The 12,255-nt window shown below is 74.3% G+C and carries 10 protein-coding genes; 4 read left to right on the top strand and 6 right to left on the bottom strand.

Annotated features, from left to right (window positions below; all coding sequences use genetic code 11):
* Nucleotides 1-87 precede the first annotated feature (87 nt).
* Together FGE12_RS03610 and cysS are read right to left on the bottom strand one after the other, a co-directional pair.
* The gene (locus FGE12_RS03610; RefSeq protein ID WP_194797536.1) at nt 88-1,800 is read right to left on the bottom strand and encodes a M20/M25/M40 family metallo-hydrolase; all 1,713 of its coding nucleotides are present in this window, start codon (nt 1,798-1,800) and stop codon (nt 88-90) included.
* Between the two features lie 39 nt (nt 1,801-1,839).
* Nucleotides 1,840-3,303, bottom strand: coding sequence for a cysteine--tRNA ligase (gene cysS / locus FGE12_RS03615; protein ID WP_194797537.1), 1,464 nt, complete (start codon nt 3,301-3,303; stop codon nt 1,840-1,842).
* Nucleotides 3,304-3,413: 110 nt separating this feature from the next.
* Between cysS and FGE12_RS03620 the strand changes: the two genes are divergently transcribed.
* Nucleotides 3,414-4,532, top strand: coding sequence for an FHA domain-containing protein (locus FGE12_RS03620; RefSeq protein ID WP_153864733.1), 1,119 nt, complete (start codon nt 3,414-3,416; stop codon nt 4,530-4,532).
* Nucleotides 4,533-4,601: 69 nt separating this feature from the next.
* Here the strand turns inward: FGE12_RS03620 and FGE12_RS03625 are convergent, their stop codons facing one another.
* Nucleotides 4,602-5,099, bottom strand: a complete 498-nt coding sequence (locus FGE12_RS03625; protein ID WP_194797538.1) for a CarD family transcriptional regulator — start codon at nt 5,097-5,099, stop codon at nt 4,602-4,604.
* A gap of 174 nt (nt 5,100-5,273) precedes the next feature.
* On the opposite strand from FGE12_RS03625, the gene FGE12_RS03630 reads away from it, so the two are divergent.
* Nucleotides 5,274-7,742, top strand: coding sequence for a DNA internalization-related competence protein ComEC/Rec2 (locus tag FGE12_RS03630; RefSeq protein ID WP_194797539.1), 2,469 nt, complete (start codon nt 5,274-5,276; stop codon nt 7,740-7,742).
* A gap of 4 nt (nt 7,743-7,746) precedes the next feature.
* On the top strand, nt 7,747-8,007 hold the full coding sequence (locus FGE12_RS03635) for a hypothetical protein (RefSeq protein WP_153864734.1): 261 nt from the start codon (nt 7,747-7,749) through the stop codon (nt 8,005-8,007).
* A 42-nt stretch (nt 8,008-8,049) separates the two neighbouring features.
* Here the strand turns inward: FGE12_RS03635 and FGE12_RS03640 are convergent, their stop codons facing one another.
* Nucleotides 8,050-9,249: a carbohydrate-binding family 9-like protein gene (locus FGE12_RS03640; RefSeq protein WP_153864735.1), complete on the bottom strand. Its 1,200-nt coding sequence runs from the start codon at nt 9,247-9,249 to the stop codon at nt 8,050-8,052.
* Between the two features lie 202 nt (nt 9,250-9,451).
* On the opposite strand from FGE12_RS03640, the gene FGE12_RS03645 reads away from it, so the two are divergent.
* On the top strand, nt 9,452-10,312 hold the full coding sequence (locus FGE12_RS03645; protein ID WP_153864736.1) for an FHA domain-containing protein: 861 nt from the start codon (nt 9,452-9,454) through the stop codon (nt 10,310-10,312).
* Between the two features lie 15 nt (nt 10,313-10,327).
* On the opposite strand, the gene FGE12_RS03650 is transcribed toward FGE12_RS03645, so the two are convergent.
* Nucleotides 10,328-10,756 carry a PH domain-containing protein gene (locus FGE12_RS03650; RefSeq protein ID WP_153864737.1) on the bottom strand — a complete coding sequence of 143 codons (429 nt, stop codon included), beginning with the start codon at nt 10,754-10,756 and terminating at the stop codon, nt 10,328-10,330.
* Between the two features lie 172 nt (nt 10,757-10,928).
* Nucleotides 10,929-12,242: an adenylosuccinate synthase gene (locus FGE12_RS03655; protein ID WP_153864738.1), complete on the bottom strand. Its 1,314-nt coding sequence runs from the start codon at nt 12,240-12,242 to the stop codon at nt 10,929-10,931.
* Between the last annotated feature and the right edge of the window lie 13 nt (nt 12,243-12,255).

Raw genomic sequence — 12,255 nt, forward strand, 5'->3', positions numbered from 1 at the left:
CAGGCCACGGTCGCCGGGTCCTCGCGCCCCTCTTTTTCACCTTTCGGGCCCCGGCTGCCCAGCAGGCGACGGGGCACCGGCCCCGCGCTAGCGCGAGGGGGTCGCGCCGGGCGCCTGCGGGGCCGCCTTCAGGGCCTCGAGCGCCTTCTTGCGCGGGGCCTCGAACTCGTCGCCGGGCTTCCAGGTGGGCATCTGCGGCTGGCGGGCGAGGTGGGCGCCGAGCAGGAAGGCGAGCTGCATGTCCTCCACCGCGCCGGAGAGATCCCAGTCCGGGCGCAGCTCGTCGGAGGGCTGGTGGTAGTGCTCCTCCTCCCACGCCTCGCGCTGCTGCTTGCCCCACCCCTCCGGGCGGCCGCGGAAGCTCTGCCCGCTGCTGAAGTAGGCGGCCGGCACGCCCAGCTTCGCGAAGCTGAACTGGTCCGAGCGGTAGAAGAAGCCGCGGTCGGGCATCTGGTCCGGCTTCACCGTGCGGCCCTGCAGGCGGGCGAGCGCGACGAGCGGCCCGTCCAGGGTGCTCTTGCCCAGGCCGATGGCGGTCACGTCCGTGGTGCGGCCCCAGATGTTGGCGCCGTCCAGGTTGATGTTCGCCGCGACGCGCCCGCTGGGCATGGGCAGGTGCTCGGCGAGGTACTGGCTGCCCAGCAGGCCCTGCTCCTCGCCGGCCACCGCGGCGAAGACGATGGTGCGCGGCGGCGCCTTGGGCAGGGCGCGGAAGGCGCGCGCGACCGCGAGCATCTCGGCCACGCCCGAGGCGTTGTCCACCGCGCCGTTGTAGATGGCGTCCTCGCCCGGCTTCGCGTCCGCGTTCACCCCGAGGTGATCGTGGTGCGCGGTGTAGAGCACCACCTCCTCGCGCAAGCGGGGGTCACTGCCCGGCAGGCGCGCGAGCACGTTGGCCGTGGGGCGGCGCGAGACGGTGTTGGTGAAGGCGGTGGACACGCTCACGCCCAGCGGCACCGGGCGGAAGTCGCGCCGCTGCGCCGCGGTGCGCAGCGCGTCCAGGTCCTTGCCGCCGAGCGAGACGAGCTTGCGCGTGGCCTCCTCGGTGGTCCACGCCTTCACCGCGAGCCGGGGCCCCTGCCCCGCCGGCAGGTCGAACTGCTCGCCCGTCCACGAGCTCTGCACCACCTTCCACGGGTAGCCCGCGCTCGGGGTGGTGTGGATGATGATCGCGCCCGCGGCGCCCGCCTTCGCGGCCTGCTCGTACTTGTAGTCCCAGCGCCCGTACCAGAGGCGGGTCTTGCCGGCGAAGAGCGCGGGGTCGTCCTCGGGGTCGCTGTTCATGATGAGCAGCGTCTTGCCCTTGAGGTCTGCGCCCTTGAAGTCGTCCCAGCCGTACTCGGGCGCCACGATGCCGTAGCCCACGAAGACGAGCTCGGAGTCGGCGAGCTCGGAGCGCGCCTTCTGCTCGCCGGCCACCGCGATGAAGTCGTCGTGGAAGCGCAGCTCGGTGCGCTTGCTCCCCGCGCGCGCCTCCAGCGTCTGCGGGTGGCCGTTCACCCCCACCAGGTCGAAGGGCTGCAGGTAGCCGTCGATGCCAGGCCCGGGCACGGGCTCGAGCCCCAGCGCCTCGAGCTGCGCGGCGATGTAGCTCTGGGCGAGCTTGTCGCCGCGGGTGGCGGGCCCGCGCCCCTCGAGCAGGTCCGAGGAGAGGAAGCGCACGTGGGCGCGCAGCGCGCTCGCATCGAGCGTCTTCGCGGCGCTGCGCTCGGCCGGCGTGACGAGCGGCTCGGCGGCGAGGGCGGTGGCGGTGACGGCGGGGGTGACGAAGAGGCAGGCGGCGACAGCGAGCGAGCGCATCGGGGACCCTCTCATGGTCCCCGAAGCGTTAGCACGAACTCAGGCTGGAGCCACCTTCCACGTGGTGCCGGCGGGCGTGTCCATGATCTCCACGCCCAGCGCCTTGAGCGCCCCGCGCACGCGGTCCGCCTCGGCGAAGTCCTTGCCCGCGCGCGCCGCCCCGCGCGCCGCGATGAGCCGCTCGACCTCGGCCACGTCGATGCCACGCTCGCGCACGGCGCGCTCGCGGCGGCGCAGCAGCCACTCGGCCGGCGCGTCTCCGAACAGCCCCAGGACGCCGCCGATGCGCCCCACGTCCGCGCGCAGCGCCTGCAGCGTGCGGCCCACCAGCGCCTTGTCCTTCACCGGCGGGCGGTCGCACAGCTCGTTCATCAGGTTGAAGAGCCCCGAGAGCGAGGCGAGCGCGCCCGCGGTGTTGAAGTCGTCGTCCATGGCGGCCTCGAACTCGGCGAGGAAGCGCCCCGGCTCGCCGTGCAGCGCGCCCTTCCCGAAGTCCTTGCCCCCCACCCGCTCGTCCACCTTGCGCAGGGTCTCGTAGAAGTACTCCATGCGCGTCTCTGCATCCGCGAGGCTCTTGTCCGCGAAGCTGAGCGGGCTGCGGTAGTGCGTGGAGACGAAGAAGGAGCGCAGGGCCTCGGCGTCCACGCGGTCGAGCGCGTCGCGCAGGTGCACCACGTTGCCCAGGCTCTTGGACATCTTGGCCCCCTCGAGGTCGAGGAAGCCGCAGTGCATCCAGTAGCGCGCGAAGCGCTTGCCGCTCGCGGCCTCGCTCTGGGCGATCTCGTTCTCGTGGTGCGGGAAGATGAGGTCCAGCCCGCCGCCGTGGATGTCGAAGCTCTCGGAGAGGTACTTCTCGCTCATCGCCGAGCACTCGATGTGCCAGCCGGGACGCCCGCGGCCCCAGGGGCTCTCCCACGAGACCTCGCCGGGCTTCGCCGCCTTCCAGAGCGCGAAGTCGAGCGGCTCGCGCTTCTGCTCGCCCGGGTCCACGCGGGCGCCCGCGCGCAGGTCGTCCACGTTGCGCTTGGAGAGCTTCGCGTAGGCGGGATAGCGGCTGACGGAGAAGTACACGTCCCCCTGCGACTCGTACGCCACGCCCTTGTCCACCAGCACCGAGATGATGCGGACGATCTCCGGCAGGTGGTCGCTCACCTTGGGGGCCACGTCCGGTTCCAGCAGCTTGAGCCTGCGCGCGTCCTCCACGAAGGCCTGGATGAAGCGGGCGGAGACCGCCACGGCCTCCTCGCCCGACTCCATCGCCGTCTTGATGATGCGGTCGTCCACGTCCGTGCAGTTGCGCACGTAGTTCACCCGGAGCCCGCGGTAGCGCAGGTAGCGCACCACCACGTCGAAGAGCGTGAAGGTGCGCGCGTTGCCGATGTGGATGTAGCTGTAGACCGTCGGCCCGCACACGTAGATGCCGACGGCGCCGGGCTCGAGCGTCTCGAGCGGTTCCTTCTGCATCGTCATCGTGTTGAAGAGCTTGATCGACGTCGCGGCCACGGCGGGGACCTCCCGGGAGTGCGGGGATGGCGGGGTGAGGGGGGCACTGTAGCGCACCGCCGCGCCGCGGCATGGATTGTCCGGGGCCTTCTGGGGAAGAATGCGCGCCCATGGCCCCTCCGGACCCGAAGCGCCCGCCGCACCCCGCTTCGCCCGAGGACTCCCAGCCGCTGGAGCTCGGGGACGCCGAGCTCCCGGACGCCGAGCTCCCCTTCGAGGCCGGCGAGGTGGCGCCGCTGCAGGCAGATGACCCCCGGCCCCAGCGCGTCCCCCAGTTCCCGGCAGGCAAGCGCTCCCGGGGGCGGCGCAGCGGGCGCAAGGACCGCGAGCTCGCGGCGCGCTACGAGGCCTCCCGCGTCCCCGGCACGGACGAGGCCGGGCTGCCGCAGCGCTTCCTCTACGTGGAGCGCGGCCCCGGCGCAGGCCAGCTCCTGCCGGTGGAGCCGGGCTCGCTCGTCATCGGGCGCTCCTCCGCCGCGCACCTGCGCCTCTCGCACCCCTCCATCAGCCGCCGCCACGCCGAGCTCACCCGCCACGGCGAGCGCTTCGCGCTGCGCGACCTGCGCAGCCAGAACGGCACCTTCGTCAACCGCGCCCGCGTGCGCGGCGAGGTGGAGATCTTCTGCGGGGACGAGCTGCGCCTGGGCAGCGCGGTGCTCCGGCTGCGCGGCGCGGGCGCTCCACGCCGCCCCGCCGGCCAGCCCGCGGCGCCCCGCGCCTCCTCTCCGCGCCGCACCCTGCTCGGGACGGCCTCCGCCGCGCTGCTGCTCTCCCTGCTCGTGGGCGCGGGGCTTCAGCTCTGGCGCCCGCCGCGCCGCGTGCCCTCCGCGGGCGCCGAGGCCGCCGTGCTCGCCCGCTACCAGGCGGGAGACCTGGACGCGGCGCTCGCGCTCGCGCGCGACGAGGGGCTCGAGGCGCTCACGCCCCCGCTCGCCGCGCTGCGCGCCGACTGGCTCGGCGCCGAGCGGGCGCTGCGCGAGGGCGCTCCGGAGGCGGCCGTCGCCGGGCTGCGCAGCGCGCTGGTGCACGACGCGGCGCTCGCGCACGGCGTGGGGCCGCTCGCACGCGAGCTGCGCGGGCGGCTCTCGCGGGCACTCGGAGCGCAGGGCGCGCGCGCCCTGCAGCGCCGGGAGTGGACGGCGGCGCGCGAGGCGCTGGGCGAGGCGCTGCGCCTGGACCCGGACAACCGCGAGGCGCGCGAGGCGCTCGAGGGGCTGCCCCGCCCCTGAAACGACCGCGCCCCGCGGCGCCCCGGAGACGGGGAGCGGCGGGGCACGGGGTACGGCAGGGAGCGCGGCCTAGGCGGCGATGTTGAAGATGCGCTTCAGGTCCGCCTCGATCTCGTCCTCGGTGCACTCCTTGGCGAGCGAGAGCTCCTTGATGAGCAGCGAGCGGGCGGTGTCGAGCATCTTGCGCTCGCCGAAGGACAGGTCCTTGTCGCCCTTGAGGAGGTAGAGGTCGCGCAGCACCTCGGCGATCTCGAAGACGGAGCCCGTCTTGATCTTCTCCATGTACTCGCGGTAGCGGCGGTTCCAGGTGGTGGAGTCCACCGAGATGTCCTTCTCCTTGAGGATGGAGTAGACCTGCTTCACGTCCTCCTCGGAGATGATCTCGCGCAGGCCCACCGAGCCCACCTTGTTGATCGGGATCATGATCCGCATCCCGTTCTCGAGGATCCGCAGGACGTAGAAGGACTGGCGCTGACCGGCCACCTCGGTGTGCTCGATGCCCATCACCTCGCCAACGCCCTGGCCGGGGTACACGGCCTTGTCGCCCGTCTTAAAGCTGGTCTGCACTCGTACAGCCTCCTTGCATGGCTCACACGCCGGCCACTGCGAAAGCCGTCCACTCTTACCACAATCCGCGCCTCCGAGCAACGCGAGGTGCTTGACCCTTCAGAAGGCGCCCAAGTACGGTGTTGGTTTTCCTGCGGTACGGCGGTTGGGGCGGGTCGGGGTTGGGGGTGAGGGGTGGAACGGCTGTCGTGGCGCGACCTTGGCGCGCGTCCTCTGGTCTTCCCGGCGCTCGCCCTCGGGCTGGGCGCCGCGTTCCCGGACCCAACGAGCCCCTCTCGCGCTGAATTCCTCGCGCTCGGAGCGGCGCTCGCCGTCCTGTCCTGGACACTGGGCAGGCGGGCAGGCGCCCACCTGGCCGTGCTCCTCGGCTGCCTCTTCGCGGGGGCGGGGCTCGCGCGCCGCGAGGCGCGGGTGGAGCTGCCGCCGGGCGTGGGCGCCGGACCGGTGAGGCTGGAGGGCGAGGTGGAGCGGGTCGAGCCCTTCGGAGATGCGACCGGGGCCACGACGCGCCTGCTGCTGAGGGTGGCGCGCGTGGACGGAGCGCCCGCGCGGCTGCGGGTGGGGCTCACCCTGCGCGGGGCAGCGCCGGCGCTCGAGCCCGGGCAGCGGGTGCAGGTGCCCGCGCGGCTGCGGCCGGAGGAGCCGGTGGCGAACCCCGGCCAGCCGGACCCGGGCGCCGCGCGGCGCCGGCGCGCCCAGCGCTACACGGCGAGCGCGCCGGCCGGGGCGCTGCTGGTGCTCTCCCCTGCCCCGCCCTGGCGGCGCTGGGTGAGCCGCGAGCGGGCGCTGCTGGGCGAGCGGGTGCGGGCGCTCGCCCCCACGCCGGAGTCCGCGGCCCTCTTCCTCACGCTCGCGGCCGGGGAGCGCGCCGCGCTGGACGACGGGCTGGAGGAGGCCTTCAGCCGCAGCGGGCTCGCGCACGTGCTGAGCGTGAGCGGGCTGCACGTGGCGGCGCTCGCGCTGATGACGCTCGCGCTCTTGCGCCGCGGGCTCGTGCGCGCGCTGCCGCGGCTGGGCCCCGCGCGCTCGCGCCGCCTGGATGCGCGCCGGCTCGCGGCGCCCGCGGCCGTGCCCTTCGTCTGGGCCTACGTGCTCTTCACCGGCAGCCAGCCTCCCGCCATCCGCTCCGCCGTCATGGCCACGGTGGTGCTGCTGGGCCTGAGCCTGTGGCGGCGCGCGGACGGGCTCAACTGCCTCGCGGCCGCCGGCGCGCTGATGGTGGCGTGGGAGCCCGCGGCGGTGGCGGACCTCTCCCTGCAGCTCTCCTTCCTGGCCGTCTTCAGCCTCCTGCTGCTGGGCCCCGCGCTGCAGCTCGCCCTGCCCGAGGTGACGCCCGCGCCCGAGACGGCGAGCGCATGGCGGCGGGGGCTCTCGCGGGTGCGTGCGAGCGTGCAGGAGACGCTGTGCGCGAGCGCCGCGGTGGTGCTCGCGAGCCTCCCCCTGGTGGCAGCCACCTTCGGGCGGGTGAGCGTGGCGGGGCTGGTGTCCAACATCGTCTGCATGCCGCTGTGTGGGCTGCTCACGGGGCTCGCCGCGGGAGGCGCGGCGCTCTCGGTGGCCGCGGCGCCGCTCGCCACGCCCGTGCTGTGGGCAGGGGCGTGGGCCTCGCAGCTGCTCATCGTGCTCACGCGGGCCTTCGCCGCGGCGCCCTTCGCCACCCTGCCCCTGCACGCGTTCGGGGCGCTGCCCGCCGCGCTCTATGGCGCGGGGCTGCTCGCGTGGGCGCTGGGCGAGGGGCGCGCGCGCAGGCTCGGGTGGCTCGCGCCAGTGGGGCTGCTCGCTGCGCTCTTCCTGCCAGCGCTCGCGCCCCAGCCCGGCCTGCGCATCACCTTCCTCTCGGTGGGCCAGGGCGACGCCATCGTGCTCACCTCGGGCGGCGAGAGCGCGGTGGTGGACGCGGGCGGGGTGCCGGGCGGCGCGGACACCGGGGAGCGCTACGTGCTGCCCTTCCTCGCGGCGAGCGGGGTGCGAAGGCTCGCGCTCGCGGTGCTCTCGCACCCGCACCCGGACCACGCGCTGGGCCTGCGCTCGGTGCTCGCGAAGGTGCCCACCGCGCGGCTGTGGCTCTCGGCGGACACGACGGACGGGCCACTCTCGCGCGCGGTCATCGCCGCAGCGGGGCCGGGCGCGCAGGTGGAGGAGATCGAGGTGGGCCACCCGCCCTTCCCGCTCGGCGAGGCCACGCTGGAGGTGCTGGGGCCGCCGCGAGACCGGGTGCTCCTGGAGGGGGCGAACGATCGCAGCATCGTGCTGCGGGTGCGCCACGGCGCGGTGAGCGTGCTGCTCGCCGGGGACGTCGAGGCCGAGGGCGAGGCGGCGCTGCTGCCCTCGCTCGGCCCTGTGACGGTGCTCAAGGCGCCCCACCACGGCTCACGTACCTCCTCGAGCCCCGCGCTGCTCGAGCGCCTGCGGCCGCGCTACGTCGTGTTCTGCGTGGGGCGGGACAACCGCTTCGGCTTCCCCCACCCCGAGGTGGAGGCGCGCTACCGCCAGATGGGCACGGAGTGTCTGCGCACGGACATCGACGGGGCGGTGACCCTGGAGAGTGACGGCCGGGACGTACGCCTGGTCCCCTACCTGCCGCGCAGTGCCGGGCGTGACCTTCCGGCGCTTGCGGCGGCGGGGGGCCATCCCCAGCCTTGAGCCGATGATCTCGGACGACCTCGACCTCCAGCAGCTGGTGAGCGACCTGCGCACGTCCCTCGGCCCCGGCGAGCCCGTGGGCTACCTGCGCGGCAAGTCACTGATGCGCGACATCCTCGTGCACCGGCGCAACTTCTCCGAGCTCGAGGCCGAGGAGCTCGTGGACACGCTCGAGCTGCGCGGCTTCCTGCGCTTCCTCGGCGACCCCACCGAGCGCTCCGTCGCGGACTCCCACTGGGAGTTCCACGACGGGCTCGGCGGCTAGGGCCCGCCGGCTCGCAACCCGGCGGCGCGCGGGCCCAGCGCCCTACTCGAACACGAGCCAGGCGAAGCGCGGCAGCGCGTGGAAGTCCCCCACGAAGAGCGGCGAGAGCGCCTGCCCCTGCTGCGTGCGGCGGTCCGGCTGGTCCAGCCGGTAGAGGTTGAAGCGCCAGCGGTCGCCCGCGCGCGGCGGCAGGTGCGGCACCTCGGCGAGCCGCGCGAGCGGGATCTGCAGCTCCACCGTCCAGCCCTCGTCGCGGTCGCTGGGGTCGTCCAGCGTGCCGCGCACCTTCACCGCGGCGCGCATCCCCGAGTCCCACGAGAGGTCCATGCCCTGGCGGCGCGCGGGGAAGTACGCGTCGAAGATGACGCCGTGCGGGGAGACCTCGAGCTCGTTGTAGGTGCGCCCGTCGGCGTTCGCGTCGAGGAAGATCTCCACCACCTCCTGCTCGTAGATGGGCTCGTCGCGCTTGCGGAAGGTGCCCCACACGTCCGGGTCCTCCACGTCGAAGGTCACGTAGAGGTTCTGGTCGTCGTAGAGCAGCCGCGCCTGCGTGCGCAGCGGCGCGGGCCGCCCGTCGAAGCTGCCGCGCAGGGTGACCTGGGGCGCGGCGGCCCACGCGGGCTCGTCCGCGACGCCGTCGATGCGCGGCGGCTTGCGGGTGCGCGGCACGTGGTACTCGGGCAGCGGCGGCGCCGCGCCCCCCAGCGTGGGGCCGCGCATGCGGTCCGCGCCCGCCGAGGCGCGCGGGTCGTCCACCGGCAGCCGCGCGGACTCCTGCCAGAAGCCCAGCACCACGAGCGCCGGCGCCGAGGGCATGGGCACGCGGTGCACGTCCTCCATCACCTTGCCCACCGGCCATGCGCCGAGCGGCGCGGCGCCGTCCTGGAAGTCGTGGTCCGCGTTGAGCACCATCTGACCCGTGGCGGCGTCCAGCACGTGCACGAAGAAGCGCCAGCCCGCGGGCGGCGGCGTGCGCGCGACGAAGTAGTGGGCGAGCCGCACCTCCTCGCCGGGCCGCGCGTCCGCGGGCGTCACGCGCGAGCCGAGGTACTGCACCGCGCCGCCGCCGAAGGTGGCCCCGCTGCGGAAGGTGAGATCCGGGGGCGCCGCGTCCAGCACGCGCGGCGCGAGCGCGGGCGGCAGGCGCGCGGAGCGCACGGGCGGGCCGGCCTGCTCGTCGCGGCAGCCAGGGGTGGCGAGGGCGAGCAGCAGCAGCACGGGGACGGGAGCGAGGGCGCGCATCGGAGGGCCGCATCCTAGGGCCCGCGCGCGCGCCGTGTCCCACGTCCTGATGCGGAGCGGGACGTGCGGCCACGGGCGCAGGCGCCTGGACGGCCCCCGGAGGGCGTCCGGAGGGCGAGACCACGCGCCACGCGGCGGGACGGCGCGGCGCACTTCTGCCCGGGGCGCCCGCTGGCACCCACGTTGCTCAGTCCTCGTCCCCATGCACTTCGAGTTCGAGCACCTGGGGAGCACGAGCCACTTCGAGCTGGCGCCGGGCCAGCACCAGCTGGGCGGCGGCGAGGGGGACGCGGTGCGGCTGGAGGGGCTGCCCGCGGCCCTGCTCACGCTGCGCGTGGAGGGCGAGCGCCTGCTGGTGGAGTCCACCCAGCCCTTGAGCGTGGACGGCGTGCCGCTGCCCTGCGGCGTCGCGCGGCTGCTGCTGCCCGGCGAGGTGCTGTGGCTACCGGGAGAGATGCGGCTGCGCGCCGTGCCGGGCGCGGCCGCAGAGCGCGGCGTGGGCACGGTGGCACTGCTGCGCGGCCTGCTCGCGGATGCGGCCGCGGCCCCGCCCTGCCGCGCGGCGAGCCTCACCTGCCTCACCGGGCTGGACCTCGGCCGCAGCTTCCCGCTCGCCGAGGCCGTGCTGGAGGTGGGCCGCGGCGAGCGCGCGCAGATCCGCCTGCGCGACCGCGCGATGTCGCGCGCCCACGCGCGCCTGCGCCGCGACGGCGAGGGGTACTGCGTGCAGGACCTGGGCAGCCCCAACGGCCTCTACCTCAACGGCCACCGGCTGCGCGGCGAGGCGGCGCTCTCGGACGGAGACGTGCTCGAGCTGGGGCACTCGCTGCTGCGCTACCAGGCCCCGCTCGCCGAGCCCGCAGCCCCCGCCGCAGCGCCTGCTGCGGACGCGCTTGCCGAGCCCGCCGCGGCGTCGGACGCGCCGAGCGAGCCCATGGAGCCCGGAGAGCCGGTGGAGGCGCGCGGGGAGCAGGGCTCGCGCCTCGAGGGGTGGCTCGTCGGCCTCGGTGCGGCGCTGGCGCTCGCGGGGCTCGCGGCGACCTGGGCCCTCACCGGCGGCTAGTCCCGCCCGCGCGCGTCAGAGCGCGAGGGGGCCGAGCCCCGCGCGCTCGATGAGCAGCGAGGCCAGCGCCCGGTGCTGCTCGAAGAAGCTGGTGAAGTGCAGGAAGCGGCCGTTGCCGCGCACCGCGTACACCGTCACCGGGCCGGGCAGCACGTCCACCTTGCGGATGTCCTGGAAGGACAGGCGCAGCGTGCGCAGGATTCCCCGGTAGGTGATGCCCGCCGCGTCCACCACGATGAGCGTGCGGCCGTAGTAGGCGAGCGACACGCCGAAGAAGACGACGAAGAAGAGCGCGGAGAGGAAGGTCTTGAGCGGGACCTCGTCGAAGCGCAGGAGGTAGACGAGCACTCCGAGCCAGAGCGCGCCCGCCACCCCCATCACCAGCGCCAGCACCCTGCGCGGGCGGAAGGTCTGCCTGCCCGGCTCTGCGTCGCGCCCCGTCATGCACCAAAGCTAGTTCGCCTCGGCGAGGGCTGCCACGCGTCCCTTTCCCTACCCAGCGTTCAGCCGGACGAGGCCCGCACTTCGTCTGCAGATGGACGGAGTAAGTTGCAGACGCGCAGCGCCCCGCAGGATGCAACGGTGCGGGGAGCTGCGACTTCGCCTGCCGCGCCGGCTACTCGCCGCGGAAGGGGTTCTGCAGGATGACGGTCTCGCCGCGGTCCGCGCCGACGGAGACGCAGACCACGGGCACGCCGCAGATCTCCTCCACCCGGCGCACGTAGCGCTTGGCGTTCTCCGGCAGGTCCTCGAAGGTGCGCACGCCGGTGAGCTGCTCGTCCCAGCCGGGCAGCGTCTCGTAGATGGGCTTCACGCGCTCGAGGTCCTCGTAATCCCCGGGCAGCTCGCTCACGCGCTCGCCGTCGATCTCGTAGGCGTTGCAGATGGCCAGCTGCTTCAGGCCGCTGAGCACGTCCAGCTTGGTGAGGGCGATGCCCCACAGGCCGTTCACGCGCACCGCGTAGCGCAGCACCACGCCGTCCAGCCAGCCGCAGCGGCGCGGGCGGCCGGTGGTGGCGCCGAACTCGTCGCCCACCTTGCGCAGCTGATCGCCCGTGGCGTCCGTGAGCTCCGTGGGGAAGGGCCCACCGCCCACGCGCGTGGTGTACGCCTTGCTGATGCCCATCACCTTGTCGATCGCGGTGGGGCCCAGGCCCGAGCCCACCGCGGCGTTGCCCGCCACGCAGTTGGAGCTGGTGACGAAGGGATAGGTGCCGTGGTCCACGTCCAGCAGCGTGCCCTGGGCGCCCTCGAACAGGATGCGGCTGCCCTTCGCCACCTGCTCGGCGAGGAAGAGCGAGGCGTCCTTCACGTAGGGGCGCAGCCGCTCGCCCAGCGCGCTGAACTCGGCGAACACCTGGCCGGCCTCGAGCTGCGGCACGCTCTGGCCCGAGACGCGGCACAGCTCGCGCAGCTCCTCGAGCGCCACGGCGAGCCGCTCGGCGATGCGCCGCTGCAGGCGGTCCGGGTGCAGCAGGTCGCGCACGCGGATGCCCCGGCGCGCCACCTTGTCCTCGTAGGCAGGCCCGATGCCGCGGCCCGTGGTGCCGATGGCCGCACCGCCGCGCGCCTTCTCGCGGAAGGCATCGATGAGCTTGTGCCAGGGGAAGATGACGTGGGCGTGCGCGCTGATGACCAGCTGCGAGTCGTCCTTGAGGAAGCCGCGCGGCTTGAGCGCGTCGATCTCGCCCACCAGCACCGCCGGGTCCACGACCACGCCGTTGCCGATCACGCAGATCTTGCCGGCGTGAAGGATCCCCGACGGGATGAGGTGCAGCACGGTCTTCTGCCCGCCCACCACCAGGGTATGGCCGGCATTGTTGCCGCCCTGGAAGCGCACGACGACCTGCGCGTGCTCGGTGAGCAGGTCCACGACCTTGCCCTTGCCCTCATCTCCCCACTGCGCTCCGATGACGACGACGTTCGGCATGGGCGGCGCCTTA

Origin of the sequence: Aggregicoccus sp. 17bor-14, from assembly GCF_009659535.1 — a bacterium.
In the GTDB taxonomy this organism is placed as follows: domain Bacteria; phylum Myxococcota; class Myxococcia; order Myxococcales; family Myxococcaceae; genus Aggregicoccus.